At 62.6% G+C, this 13,194-nt stretch carries 9 protein-coding genes and 2 pseudogenes; 6 read left to right on the forward strand and 5 right to left on the reverse strand.

Going from position 1 to position 13,194, the window contains the following annotated elements; translation table 11 throughout:
• The first annotated feature begins 134 nt into the window (after positions 1-134).
• The 3 genes from cobT (at position 135) to AC0L7P_RS16910 (ending at position 4,325) form a co-directional block, all read left to right on the forward strand.
• The gene (gene cobT, locus AC0L7P_RS16900) at positions 135-2,006 is read left to right on the forward strand and encodes a cobaltochelatase subunit CobT (protein WP_473433766.1); all 1,872 of its coding nucleotides are present in this window, start codon (positions 135-137) and stop codon (positions 2,004-2,006) included.
• Positions 2,007-2,080: 74 nt separating this feature from the next.
• Positions 2,081-3,886 carry an aminopeptidase P family protein gene (locus AC0L7P_RS16905; protein WP_473433767.1) on the forward strand — a complete coding sequence of 602 codons (1,806 nt, stop codon included), beginning with the start codon at positions 2,081-2,083 and terminating at the stop codon, positions 3,884-3,886.
• A gap of 97 nt (positions 3,887-3,983) precedes the next feature.
• A complete protein-coding gene (locus AC0L7P_RS16910) occupies positions 3,984-4,325 on the forward strand; it encodes a DUF427 domain-containing protein (protein WP_473433768.1) in 342 nt (113 codons plus the stop codon).
• Here the strand turns inward: AC0L7P_RS16910 and AC0L7P_RS16915 are convergent.
• The 5 genes and pseudogenes from AC0L7P_RS16915 to AC0L7P_RS16935 all read right to left on the reverse strand — a co-directional run bounded on the left by AC0L7P_RS16915 (position 4,322) and on the right by AC0L7P_RS16935 (position 9,924).
• Positions 4,322-4,843, reverse strand: a complete 522-nt coding sequence (locus AC0L7P_RS16915) for a sarcosine oxidase subunit gamma (RefSeq protein ID WP_473433769.1) — start codon at positions 4,841-4,843, stop codon at positions 4,322-4,324. The two genes, AC0L7P_RS16910 and AC0L7P_RS16915, sit on opposite strands and share 4 nt — an antisense overlap.
• Positions 4,836-7,745 (reverse strand): annotated as a pseudogene (locus AC0L7P_RS16920) (sarcosine oxidase subunit alpha family protein). The gene AC0L7P_RS16915 and the pseudogene AC0L7P_RS16920 overlap by 8 nt, the downstream one beginning before the upstream one ends.
• A complete protein-coding gene (locus AC0L7P_RS16925; RefSeq protein WP_473433770.1) occupies positions 7,742-7,999 on the reverse strand; it encodes a sarcosine oxidase subunit delta in 258 nt (85 codons plus the stop codon). Before AC0L7P_RS16925 ends, AC0L7P_RS16920 begins: the two are co-directional and overlap by 4 nt.
• A 69-nt stretch (positions 8,000-8,068) precedes the next feature.
• A pseudogene (locus AC0L7P_RS16930) lies at positions 8,069-9,320 on the reverse strand (sarcosine oxidase subunit beta family protein).
• Positions 9,310-9,924 (reverse strand): DUF6151 family protein, encoded by a 615-nt coding sequence (locus AC0L7P_RS16935; RefSeq protein WP_473433771.1) that lies wholly within the window; start codon positions 9,922-9,924, stop codon positions 9,310-9,312. The pseudogene AC0L7P_RS16930 and the gene AC0L7P_RS16935 overlap by 11 nt, the downstream one beginning before the upstream one ends.
• A gap of 362 nt (positions 9,925-10,286) precedes the next feature.
• On the opposite strand from AC0L7P_RS16935, the gene AC0L7P_RS16940 reads away from it, so the two are divergent.
• The 3 genes from AC0L7P_RS16940 to AC0L7P_RS16950 are packed head-to-tail and all read left to right on the forward strand — an operon-like array spanning position 10,287 to position 13,070.
• Positions 10,287-11,945, forward strand: coding sequence for a pilus assembly protein TadG-related protein (locus AC0L7P_RS16940; RefSeq protein ID WP_473433772.1), 1,659 nt, complete (start codon positions 10,287-10,289; stop codon positions 11,943-11,945).
• Positions 11,942-12,496, forward strand: a complete 555-nt coding sequence (locus AC0L7P_RS16945; RefSeq protein ID WP_473433773.1) for a TadE/TadG family type IV pilus assembly protein — start codon at positions 11,942-11,944, stop codon at positions 12,494-12,496. The genes AC0L7P_RS16940 and AC0L7P_RS16945 overlap by 4 nt, the downstream gene beginning before the upstream one ends.
• Before the next feature lie 13 nt (positions 12,497-12,509).
• Positions 12,510-13,070 (forward strand): TadE/TadG family type IV pilus assembly protein, encoded by a 561-nt coding sequence (locus AC0L7P_RS16950; RefSeq protein WP_473433774.1) that lies wholly within the window; start codon positions 12,510-12,512, stop codon positions 13,068-13,070.
• Positions 13,071-13,194 lie beyond the last annotated feature (124 nt).

The following is a 13,194-nucleotide window of genomic DNA, read 5'->3' on the forward strand; positions in this document are numbered from 1 at the left end:
GCCTCTTGCCCAATCAATCCCCGGCGGGGCAAAACGGTTCCCGACAAAAATGCGATTCACACGCCCCCTTTGACCATTCGGCGGGAACGTGCCAGACCCATCCGGCACACCGTCGCAAGTCAGGCCATTCGGACATGAAGCAAACAGACAACCCCGCAGATCCGTTCAAGAAGGCGCTCGCCGAGGCCACAAAGACGATGGCCAACGATTCGGAAATGACGATCACCTATTCCGTCGATCCCCCGGGAATGACGAATGAAAGCGTGCGTCTGCCCCAAATCACCCGCCGGATGACCCGCGATGAGGTGTTGCTGGCCCGTGGCACCGCCGATGCCTATGCCCTGCGCCGCCGTCACCATGATGCCGGAACATTCAACCGCTATGCACCGCAGGGGCAGATAGCGCGCGATCTGTATGAGGCGATGGAAGAGGCCCGCTGCGAGGCGGTGGGCGCGCGCTCCATGCCGGGCACCGCGGGCAATATCGACGCGAAAATTGCCAATGAAGCAATGCGCAAGGGTTATGCCCAGGTGAGCAAAGCCGCCGATGCGCCCCTGTCGGTGGCGGCCGGGTATCTGATCCGGCATCTGGCCACGGGCCGCCCCCTGCCCGAGGGCGCGGACAATATCATGAACCTGTGGCGCGGTTTCCTTGAGGAAAAGGCGGGCGACACCCTGGAAGGGCTGGATGCAAAACTGGGCGATCAAGCCTCGTTTGCCCGGTTTGCGCGCCAGATCATCGAGGATCTGGGCTATGGCGATCAACTGGGCGATGACCCGGACGCCGAAGACGACACCGAAGAGAACGCCGAAAGCGACAGCGACGATCTCGAAAATTCCGACAGCCAGGGCGAAGAAGAGGACGATTCCGAAGACAGCGACGCCAGCCCGGAACAATCGCAGGATCAGACTCAGGATCCCAGTCAGGCGCAGGTGACACTGGATGACATGGCCGACACCGAAATGGGCGAAGAGGCGGAAATGCCCGAGGGCGACGCCCCGTTCGAACCACCCGCCCCGCCGCCCGCGTCGGCCGCTGATCCGAATTATCTGGTTTATCTGAGCGAGCATGACGAGGAAATCCGCGCCGAGGATCTGGCCGAACCGGCCGAGCTGGAACGCCTGCGCGCCTATCTGGATCAGCAACTTGAGCCGCTGAAAGGCGCGGTGTCACGGCTGGCCAACAAATTGCAGCGCCGCCTTCAGGCCCAGCAATCGCGCAGTTGGGAATTCGACCTTGAGGAAGGCACGCTGGATGCGGGCCGTCTGGCGCGCGTCGTGGCAAACCCGACCACGCCGCTGAGCTTCAAGCGCGAGAAAGACACCGAATTTCGCGATACCTGTGTGACGCTGCTGCTGGATAATTCCGGCTCCATGCGCGGACGGCCCATTTCCATTGCCGCGATCTGTGCCGATGTTCTGGCCCGCACCCTGGAGCGCTGTCAGGTCAAGGTCGAAATTCTGGGGTTCACCACCCGTGCCTGGAAAGGGGGCCTTGCGCGCGAGGCCTGGCTGGCCGCCGGGCGGCCTGCGGCCCCCGGGCGCCTGAATGATCTGCGCCACATTATCTATAAGGGCGCGGATTCACCCTGGCGGCGGGCGCGGCCCAATCTGGGGCTGATGATGAAAGAGGGCCTGCTGAAGGAAAACATCGACGGCGAGGCGTTGGAGTGGGCGCACCGGCGGCTTTCGTCGCGCAGCGAGGCGCGCAAGGTTCTGATGGTGATTTCCGACGGCGCGCCGGTGGACGATTCAACCCTGTCGGTGAATCCGGCGAATTATCTGGAAAAACACCTGCGCGATGTGATCGCCATGGTGGAGCGGCGCAAACAGGTTGAATTGCTGGCCATCGGCATCGGCCATGATGTGACCCGGTATTATGACCGGGCGGTCACGATCACCGATGTAGAGCAACTGGCCGGGGCAATGACCGAACAGCTGGCCGCCCTGTTTGACACCGATCCCCGCGCCCGGGCGCGGGTGACGGGGATGAAACGGGCAGGCTGAGGTGGTTTGGCTGCCCGTCGGATTTTGAGTATTTGGATCAGTAAAAAGCGACAGGCGCGTCGCGGGGAGTGGTGATGTTTCAGAGCTTTGACGTGACCACATCGCCCGAGCAGGGGCCGGGGCGGTTGGCGCTGTTGCGCGGCGCCATGGCCGATGCGGGGCTGGACGGATTTCTGGTGCCGCGCGCCGATGTGCATCAGGGGGAATATGTGGCGCCGCGCGACGCGCGGCTGGCCTGGCTGAGTGGGTTTACCGGCTCGGCCGGGTTTTGCGCCGTGCTGGGGGATGTGGCGGGCGTGTTCGTGGACGGGCGATACCGGGTGCAGGTGCGCGCCCAGGTGGCGGATGTGTTTACCCCGGTGAATTGGCCCGGCGAAACCCTTGGCCCGTGGTTGGCGGCGCGGGTGGAGAGTGGCGCGCGGGTGGGGTTTGATCCCTGGCTGCACACGGCGCGTGAGATTGAAACCCTGCGCGCGGCGGCGCCCGCACTGGCGTTTGTGGCCACTGACAATCTGGTGGATGCCGTTTGGGAGGATCAGCCCGCCGCGCCCGCGGGCAGTGCCGAGGCCTGGCCCGACGCATTGGCGGGGCGCAGCGGGGCGCAGAAATGTGGCGATATGGCCGGCGTTTTGCGCGATGCCGGCCAGCGCGCCTGTGTCCTCACCCTGCCCGATTCCATCTGCTGGCTGCTGAACATCCGGGGCCATGATATTGAGCGCAACCCGGTGATTCATGGCTTTGCCATCCTGCATGATGACGGGCGGGTCGATCTGTTTTGCGACCCTGCCAAGGTTGCGGGGTTGGCCGGGCATCTGGGGGCTGGCGTGCGCGTACAGTCTGGCGAGGGTTTTGTCGGGGCTTTGGCCGCGCTTGCCGGGCCGGTACGGGTGGACAAGGCGACGGCCCCCCTTGCGGTGTCGCAGGCATTGGAAACAGCAGGTATTGCGGTGGCTTTTGACGCCGATCCCTGCATCATCGCCAAGGCCTGCAAAACCGAGGCCGAGATTGCCGGAACCCGGGCCGCGCATCTGCGCGACGGGGCGGCGATATGCAGCTTTCTGGCTTGGGTCGATGGCGTGGCGGGCCGGGTGGAAGGCGGCGAAACAATCACCGAGATTGATGTGGTTCGCGCGCTGGAAGGGTTCCGGCGCGACACCGGCCAGTTGCGCGATATCAGTTTCGAAACCATTGCGGGGTCAGGCCCGAACGGGGCCATCGTTCATTACCGGGTGAACGAGGACACCAACCGCGATCTGGCTTTGGGTGAATTGCTGCTGGTGGACAGCGGCGGGCAGTATCTGGACGGGACCACCGATATCACCCGCACCATGGCGATTGGTGCACCGACGCAGGAACAGCGGGCCTGTTTCACCCGGGTATTGCAGGGGATGATCGCCCTGTCGCGCGCCCGCTGGCCCCGGGGGTTGGCGGGGCGTGATCTCGACCCGCTGGCGCGCTATCCCCTGTGGGTGGCGGGGCTGGATTTTGATCACGGCACCGGCCACGGCGTGGGGGTTTACCTGAGTGTTCATGAAGGGCCTCAGCGGATTTCGCGCCTGGGCGAGGTGCCATTGCAGCCCGGGATGATCCTGAGCAATGAGCCCGGATATTACCGCGATGGCGCCTTTGGCATCCGCATCGAAAATCTGGTGGTGGTGCAACAGGCCCCGGCCCTGCCCGGCGGCGATGGGCGCGATCAGCTGTCATTCGAGACCCTGACCTTTGCCCCCATTGACCGGCAGTTGATCGACACCACCCTTCTGGCCCCGGCGGAACGCGCATGGATCGACAGCTATCATGCCGAGGTTGCCGCGCAGATCGCCCCCCTGGTGAGTGGCGATGTCGCGCGGTGGCTGACCAGGGCAACGGCGCCCCTGTGATTTTCACCGCAGCATTGTTTGCGGTATCATGGCACATGGCGCTGTCGCATACGTTGGTATAAAACATTGCCAACAACGACATCACAGGGGGAACAGCATGGCCGACCAAATCTCGATCCGTCCGGCGGGCGGCACATGGGTGGTGCGCGCAGGCGGGGCCGTCATCGGCGAAACCACCGCGGCGCAGGAATTGACCGAGGGCGCTGACGCCCCGGTGATCTATTTTCCCCGCTCTGATCTGGCCATGGCGTTTCTGGAACTCTCGGACAGCAAAACCCACTGTCCGCGCAAGGGCGATGCCAGCTATTATTCGGTTCAGACCAAAAGCGAACTGATCCGCGATGCCGCCTGGAGCTATGAAACCCCCCGCACCGAAGCCGGGTCGATCGCCGGGCATCTGGCCTTCCATTCGCACAAGGTGACGGTGGAGCAGGTTTAGCCGCGCTGCGCATGCTCCATCGCGCGGGTCAGGTCGTGCAGGGCGGTGTGCGCCATGGACCGGACCACCATGAGCCTGAGCGTATCTGCGTCCAGGCGCGTGATACTGGCGTTCATATGGCCGAGCAAGCTGCGCGCCGTGTCGCCGGGGGCGAAATGCGCCGGGCGCGTGTCGATGGGGCAAAGCCGCGCGAGGGCCTGATCGCCCCCGGGGCCGCTCAGATCAAATACCGCCCAGGCATCGGATTGATCGCTGAGCGCGGCGTGCTGTGTCCGGGGCGGCGTGCCCAACACCAGCGCCAGATCCAGCCCCGCCCAGATGGCCAGTGTGCCGCCCCTTTCGCTGGTGCAATTGGGGGCCGGGAACATCTGGCCCATATCCGCGGAAACGGCATCGGTTTGCCCGGCAAAGGGCATGACAGCGGTGATCGCCTCTGGCGAATGCTCGCTCAGGGTCAGGGGGCCGATGGTGACGGGCAACGCACCGTTGGCCGGGCTTTTGACGACAAGGTTAACCACGCAACCGCTCTCCTTCCGGGTCAAACGCCACCGGATCGGTGACGCTGCACAAGGTATCATAGCCGCGCAGATGATCGACCAGCCTGATCCGTTCGCCGTGGCGCGCGGGGCCGTGTTTCAGGAATGCCAGAGCAAGGTTGGTGCCAAGCGTAGGGGACCAGCAGGCCGACGTGACATAGCCCTGATCGCGCAGCCGTTCGGCCCTGTCGCCGGGATTGAACAGATGCGCCCCGGCGCTGAGCGGTGCCGCCGGATCAACCGGGCGCAGCCCCACCAGCCGCTCGCGCGCCGGATCGCACAGCCCCGGGCGCGCCGCCATCACCTGACCGATGCAGTCTTTTTTCACCGACACCATCCGCCCCATTCCGATGTCAGATGCGGTGGTGCGCCCGTCAATTTCGGCGTGGGTGATATGGCCTTTTTCGATGCGCAAGACGTTCAGCGCCTCCATCCCGTAAGCGCCCCCGCCCAGCCCCTCGGCCTGTGCCACCAGCAGGCGGAACAGACTGTCACCAAAGCGTGCCGGCACGGCGATTTCATAGGCCTGTTCGCCGGAAAACGAGATGCGGAACAGGCGCGCCACGATCCCGCAGACGGAAACCGCGCCGCAGGCCATGAACGGCCAAGTCTCATCATCGATTGCGCTGTCAAGCAGGCCATTCAGCAGATCGCGCGCCCTTGGCCCCGCCACGGCGAATTGCGCCCATTGTTCCGTGACCGAAGTAAAGCGGACATTCCAGTCAGGGCGCAGGGCCTGCGCGACAAACTCCAGATGTTTCATGACAGGCCCGGCGGCGGCGGTTGTCGTCGTCATCACATAATGGTCGGGGGCAAGGCAGGCGGTGGTGCCGTCGTCCATGACATGGCCATCCTCGCGCAGCATCAGCCCATAGCGCACCCGCCCCGGTTTCAGGGTGGAAAACGTGTTGGTATAGACGAAATCAAGAAAGGCAGCGGCGTCCGGCCCCTGAATGTCAATCTTGCCAAGGGTCGACACGTCGCAAATCCCCACGGCGCCGCGCACCATCGCCACCTCGCGATCGCAGCTTTCGCGCCATGTGGTTTCCCCGGGCGTGGAAAATAGCTGGGCCGATACCACAGCCCTGCTTCGATCATCGGCGCGCCTTTTTCAACGCTGGCATTATGCGAGGTGGTAAAGCGTTGCGGCGCAAAGCCCGCGCCGCCACCCCCGCCCCCATGGCCGCAATCGCCACCGGCGTATAAGGTGGGCGAAACGTGGTGGTGCCGGTTTGCGCAATGCTGCGCCCGGTGGCATCGGCCAGCACCGCCAGGGCGTTCACGTTGCTGCCCTTGCCCTGATCCGTGGCCATGCCCTGGGTGGTATAGCGCTTCATATGCTCGACACTGCGGAAATTTTCCCGCGCCGCCAGGGCGACATCCTTGGTGGTCACATCGTTTTGCAAATCCAGCCAGGCACGCCCTTTGGCGCGCACCTGCCAGTGTGGGGTGATGACAAAGGGCACATCCCCGACCTCGGGCAGATCGGGCGCGGGGACGCTGATCCCCAGATCGCCAAGCGCCGCCTGTGCCGCCGCCGCGCCGGTGCCCAACGCGCCATGGGTTGAAAACACCCCCGCCGCGGCCCCCGCCACAGCCAGCCCCCGCACGGCATTGTCGGGCGGCACAAAGGCGGCGATGCCCTCATTCCAGAGCGGCCGCGCGTTCATGTGACAGGTCAGATGCACAGAAGGGTTCCAGCCCCCGAAACCGCCAGGGTATCGGCCGCAATCCGGCGTGTGCGCCCATTCTGTCGGATGGTCACACCGCGCAGGCCTAAATGCCCGCGCGTCGCCACCACCTCGGCCCCGGCAAAGGTGGGAAAATCGGCGTGGGTTGCCACCTCGGGGCGGGTGTCGATCAGGGCCGTCACCTTCACCCCCGCCGCCAACAGATCGCGGGCGGTGCGATGGGCGCTGTCGTTGTTGCCAAACACCGCCACCGATTGACCTGCCGCCACACCATAACGATGCAGATAACTGCGTACGGCCCCGGCCATCATCACTCCGGGCCGGTCGTTCCCTGGAAAGGCAATGCCCCGCTCCAACGCGCCCGCACACAGGATCGCGCGGCGCGCAGCGATGCGCCAGAATGTCTGGTGGTTTTCCCCCGGCGCACATCGTTGCAGGGCGCCATAAGTGCCGCCGTCATAGGCCCCGGTGATCGTGGTGCGTACCATGCGCCGCACATTGGGCATACTGTCCAGCTCGCCCAGCGCCGCCGCAACCCAGTCGTGCCCGGCCACCCCGCCCACCTGTTCGTCCTCGTCCAGCAACCGCCCGCCCATACGGTCGCGTTCATCCGCGACAATCACATCCGCCCCGGCCCGCCCGGCCACCAGTGCCGCCATCAGCCCCGCAGGCCCGGCACCAACAACCAACAGATCGCAAAACCCGAACACCTTGTCCGATACATCAGGCGCCGCCACACCCGACAACGCCCCCAGACCGGCAGCGCGACGGATCATCGGCTCATATACCCGTTCCCAAAACGCCCGGGGCCACATGAAGGTCTTGTAATAAAACCCCGCCGACAGAAACGGCGACAACAGGTCATTCACCCCCATGGCATCAAATCCAAGCGTGGGCCACCGGTTCTGGCTCACCGCCTCCAACCCGCCAAAAATCTCAACCATGGGCGCGCGTTCATTGGGCCTCCGGTCCGCGCCCTGCCCGATCGTCACCAGGGCATTCGGTTCATCCGATCCCGCAGTCACCACCCCGCGCGGCCGGTGATATTTGAACGACCGCCCCATAAGCCGCTGACCATTGGCCAACAACGCCGAAGCCAGACTGTCGCCCGCCACCCCCTGAACGGGTCGCCCGTCAAAGGTGAACCCCACGGTTGATGCGTGATCGACCAGCCCGCGCCCCGCAATCCTCATCTGCCACCTGTCAGTTCAACCGAAATCACCGCGTGGCTGACCGTGTTGCGCGTCACCACCAACCAGGCCGAACACCCCGCCCCGTGATGCCACAAATCCCGGGTCACCCCCGCCGGGTTATCACGCAAATGCAAATATTCACCCCAGGCCGCCGCACCGGCGTCAGGCGCGGGGCGCGTCACCAATACCGCATCCCCGGTATAGGAAAACTCGCGCAAATCGCGTTCGCCACACAGGGGACAGGTCAGCCGCATGGACACATCCCCTGATTTTTTACTGACATAAATACTCGCGCCGCAGGCATCCCCGGCCGCGCCCCGCGCCTAATGCAGATTGTGTTGCGCACCGGTGCCCTCCTCATCCATCAGGGTCACACCATCGCGGAACCGATCCAGCCGGAACCGTTCTGCCGTCTCGTGAGGGCGGTCGGTGGCCAGAAGATGGGCAAAGGCAAACCCCGACGCGGGCACCGCCTTGAACCCACCATAACACCAGCCGCAATCAATATAGAGCCCGTCAATGCCCGTGCGGTCGATGATCGGCGATCCATCGGGCGTCATATCCATGATCCCCCCCAGGACCGCAGCACCCTGGCCTGACCGATCACCGGCATCAGGGTCATCGCGGCCTCCATCACATGCTCGGCCATGGGCAGATTGCCGCGTTGGGCGTAAGAGGCGTAAAAATCCAGATCGCCCCCAAAGACCAGCCCGCCCTTGTCGGATTGGGAAATATAGAAATGCCCCATCCCGAAACTGACCACATGGTCAATCACCGGTTTCAGCCCCTCGGTAACAAACGCCTGCAACACATGGCTTTCCACCGGCAGGCGCAAACCGGCCATTGCGGCCACCTGCCCTGAACGCCCGGCTGTCACAATTCCCACCTTTTTGGCCTTTATCACCCCACGACTTGTAGTGACGCCTTGCACTTTTCCGTCTTTCACGTCGATTCCGGTGACTTCGCATTGTTGCAACAGATCGACGCCGCGCCGATCAGCCCCCGGGCATAGCCCCAGGCCACGGCATCATGACGCGCGGTGCCGCCGCGCGGATGCAAGAGCCCGCCATGGACCGGAAAGCGGCCATTGTCGAAATCGAGATAGGGCAGATGGCGGCGCACGCCGTCGCGGTCCAGCAGGATCGCATCATCGCCCTGATTGATCATCGCATTGCCGCGCCGCACAAAAGCGTCGCGCTGCCCGTCGGAATGGAACAGATTGATCAGCCCGCGCTGGGAATGCATGACGTTATAATTCAGGTCACGCTCCAGCCCCTCCCACAGCTTCATGGAATGGGAATAAAACTCGGAATTGCCGGGCAGAAAATAATTGGCGCGCACGATGGTGGTGTTGCGCCCCACGTTGCCGCCGCCGATATAGCCCTTTTCCACCACTGCAATATTGCGCAGCCCGTGTTCGCGCGCCAGATAATAGGCCGTGGACAACCCATGCCCGCCGCCACCGATGATGACGATATCGTATTCATCCTTGGGTGTCGGATCGCGCCAGACCGGGTTCCAGCCCGTGTTGCCGGTCAATCCCTCTTTCAGCAGACGAAGTGCGTTATATCCCATTGGCCGGTTTCGACCCTTCCTGATAGGCATCGCGCCGTTCGGCCTCGGTCAGGATCACAGGTGTGACCACAGGCATTCCGTTTGCGTCAAAAAACGGGGTTTGACGGGCGGTGCCGGAAACATAGGCGGAAAAGATGCGACGGATCAATCCAAGCATCAATGAAACCACCCCCCGGTCTTTTGCCGGAGCCGCCGACGGGCGCTGCGCGTATTTTGTAAACACCTGTGCCGTGTCCGCGCCCAGCGCGACAGGATCAGCGAACAAGGGTTGCCACAGGCTTGCCAGCGGCATCCGCGAACTGCCCACGGTATTGGCCAGCGGCGTGTTGCAGCACGACGCATACCAACGATACAACCCCTTGGGGCGCAACCTTGCGCAGGCGATATGCTCGGCCCCGCCGGTGATATTGATGGATGCCGGCACGGTTTGATGAAGCGGGCTGCCGCCGCCGGGGGTCAGTTGGTCGGCCACGCCCATGTGACGGGCAAAGGCCCGACAATCGGCGCAATAGCACACCAGATTGCTGCCCGAACCAGGCCCCACATCGCGCAACACCCCGTGCAGCGCCCCACATCGGCAAGTGAAATTCAAATCCTGGGCCATGGCTCTCCTGTTGGGTAACGGTGCGGCGAGATCGCGCCTTTGGATGCTGATCTATTGTCGCCGAATTAACCATACCGTCGGCGCAGGTTCGACGTGATGCAAATTCGGGCGGCAATATTAACCATACCACTGTCGCCTGTTTTTCAACAGTTTCCGCCACTCTCCCCCATAGGTTCCAGCGTCGCACCTATGACCCCACCTTTGCCCCCGGGCGCCACATTCCTGCCTCAATCCAGGCGTCAATCTGCCACCCGAGAGCGGAACCGGGGGCGTTCTCGACTGAATCGAGGTTAACAATGCTGCAACAGTTTAAGCTATTTTCGAATGTAAATGCGCGCTTTGGCAGGGACGAGGCCGGATCAATGACGATTCTGGCGCTGTTCTTTTTCATTTGCATGATCCTGATCGGCGGCATCTCGATTGATATCATGGTGTTTGAAAACAACCGCGCCCGCCTGCAAAGCCTGTCGGACCGCGCCGTTCTGGCCGCCGCCGATCTCGATCAGACCGTTCCCGCCACGGACGTCGTGAACAGCTATTTCGCCAAGGCCGGGATGCAGCAATATCTTGGCGACATCGAGGTGAACCAGAATCTCAATCAGCGCTCGGTCAAGGTGAACACCGAGAAGGTCCAGAGAACGATGTTCATGAATTTCTGGAACCACACAGGAATCGACACCCTGACCCCCCGGTCGGTATCTGCCGCCACCGAGGCACGGACCGATCTTGAAATCTCGTTGGTGCTGGATGTGTCCGGTTCCATGGCCCGGGCAAGTTCGGCCCCTGGAAGCACGTCAAAACTGGCCGATCTGAAATCAGCGGCAAAGCGGTTCGTCGACAAAATCTATAATACCGACAGCCCCGAGCGGATCACCATGAGCCTGGTGCCCTATTCCACCCAGGTGAACGCCGGCCCGGTCATCATGAATGAAATGGGTGTCACGCCGCGCCATGCCTATTCGAACTGCATCAACTTTGCCGACGCGGATTTTGACAGTTCCGAGTTGCGCGGCCCCGACGCTTTTGGCGTGTCGCCCTATAACCAGACGATGCACTTTGACCAATGGTACACCAATGCAACGCCCCGCCTTTATGTCTGCCGCCCCGAACCGGCCCTGATCGTCAAACCGGTGCTGAATGACCCCACTGAAATCAAACAGGACATCGATGCCCTGAGCGCGGACGGCAATACCTCGATCGAGATCGGATTGAAGTGGGGCGCCGCCTTTGTCGATCCCAGCACCCGCAATATCACCCGGCGCCTGATTTCCGAAGGTGACGTGGACAACGCCTTTAACGACCGGCCCTTTGATTGGGACCGGCCCAACACCGAAAAATTCATCGTCCTGCTGACCGATGGCGTGAACACCGAACAGCAGGAAATCAACGATGCCTTTGCCACCGGGCCATCGGGGATGTCGCGCTGGGTGCCCAATTCGGCCCGTTCGAACGTGTATTATTCCTGGAATTCGCCCGAGGTCGGCGATGAGGATGGTGACGGCATCGCCAACGAACAATATTGGAATCCGCGCATCACCCTGCCCCGTTCCGTCACCGGATTGTCCAACATCACGATACCCGCCGGATGGTCGAACGACCGTCTTGGCGACAATCTTGGGGCGATCGACGCGCGTTTGCCCGGCGCATTATCCAACGCGATCGCGCCGGTTTCGCTGAGTTTTGCCGAGTTGTGGAATGAAATGCCGGTGCGTCGTTTTGCGAACACCTATGTGTATGGTCAACGTAACTCAAATACCGCACGAAACACCTTCTATAACAATGTCTGGGAGGGCGTGAGCGCGCCAACCAAGGATGCCAACCTTCTGGATCTGTGCAGTGAGCTGCGGACCAAGGGCGCCACGATCTTTACCATCGGGTTCGAAGTTACCAACCATTCCGCCGATGTCATGGGCCAATGTGCCAGCACGCCGAACTATTTCATCCGCGTGGTGGGGAATGACCTAGAGTCGGCCTTCGATCAGATCGCCAACTCCATCTCAAAGCTGAGGCTGACCCAATGAACCGCCCGATCAAGCGATTTCTGCACGCCATCACCGCCCCCCTGCGCCACTTTCGCCGGGACGAGGACGGCGGCCCCACCATCGAATTCGTGATCCTGGTGGTGCCGGTAATATGGATGTTCATGTCCGGCGCCGAGGCTGGCCTGCTGAATATGCGCAGTGTCATGTTAGAGCGTGGCACCGACATGGCCATGCGTGCCGTGCGCATCAACCCCAGAACCCCGCCGACCCACGAACAGGTGAAACAGATGATCTGCGATCAGGCGATGCTGATCCCCGATTGCATGAATGCGCTGCGGGTCGAAATGCGCAGCGTGCCGCGCACCGCCTGGAACACGATCAATGCCGCCATCGAATGCAGCGACCGCAGCGATGTGATCAGGCCGGTCACCCGGTTCATTCCCGGTGCGCCAAGCGATCTGATGCTGGTGCGGGCCTGCGTGAAGGTGCAGCCGATCTTTCCGACGACCGGCCTTGGGCTGGTCCTGCCCAAGGACGGCGCCGGCGATTATGCGGCCATTTCCACCGCCGCCTTTGTGAACGAACCCTGAGAGGAGAGTGACAATGACCCTGCGCCTCAAGCCCCTTCTGCGTCGCTTTGGCCGCAACAGCGAAGGCAGCTATTCCGTTGAAACGATCCTCATGTTGCCAATGCTGGCCTGGGCGATCCTGGCAATGTTCAGCTATTTCGACGGGCTCCGGCTGGCCAATGTAAACGTCAAGGCCACCGATACGATCAGCGATATCCTGTCGCGGGAAACCGCGCCGATCAACGACGAATATATCGATGGGATCGAACAATTATTCGCGTTTCTGGTCAACCGCAGTTACCACAAATCCCTGCGGGTTTCCGTATTCCGCTATGACGGCGAAGATCAGCATTTTGATCTGGTCTGGTCCGAAGCCCGGGGCGGCAAGGCGGCCTTTGTGGATGCCGCCGCAGTAAATGACCGCCTGCCGACCACAGCAAACGGCGATATCGTGATCACTGTGGAAACATGGATGGATTATCGGTCTGCCTTTGTGATGGGTCTGACGGATACCACCCTGCACAATTTCATGGTCACCAGCCCACGGTTTGCCCCGCAACTGCAATGGCAGACCACCCCGCCCCCGGCAGCCTGACCCACCGCCCCGATGCACCGAAACGGCGGCGCCCCGAAAAGGGCGCCGCCGTTTCGTTTCTGCATGGACCGTTTACGCCCGGCACGAAATGTGGCGGGGCCAGACGCCCCGGATACATACGCCA

Source organism: Oceaniglobus sp. K40-3 (genome assembly GCF_055808395.1).

Bases quoted from the DNA above. Each gene is read 5' to 3' on its own strand.
- AC0L7P_RS16950 (WP_473433774.1), top strand. From the start codon at position 12,510: ATGACCCTGCGCCTCAAGCCCCTTCTGCGTCGCTTTGGCCGCAACAGC.
- AC0L7P_RS16925 (WP_473433770.1), bottom strand. From the start codon at position 7,999: ATGCGGCTGACCTGTCCCCTGTGTGGCGAACGCGATTTGCGCGAGTTT.
- AC0L7P_RS16905 (WP_473433767.1), top strand. From the start codon at position 2,081: ATGTTTCAGAGCTTTGACGTGACCACATCGCCCGAGCAGGGGCCGGGG.
- AC0L7P_RS16945 (WP_473433773.1), top strand. From the start codon at position 11,942: ATGAACCGCCCGATCAAGCGATTTCTGCACGCCATCACCGCCCCCCTG.
- AC0L7P_RS16935 (WP_473433771.1), bottom strand. From the start codon at position 9,924: ATGGCCCAGGATTTGAATTTCACTTGCCGATGTGGGGCGCTGCACGGG.
- AC0L7P_RS16910 (WP_473433768.1), top strand. From the start codon at position 3,984: ATGGCCGACCAAATCTCGATCCGTCCGGCGGGCGGCACATGGGTGGTG.
- cobT (WP_473433766.1), top strand. From the start codon at position 135: ATGAAGCAAACAGACAACCCCGCAGATCCGTTCAAGAAGGCGCTCGCC.
- AC0L7P_RS16940 (WP_473433772.1), top strand. From the start codon at position 10,287: ATGACGATTCTGGCGCTGTTCTTTTTCATTTGCATGATCCTGATCGGC.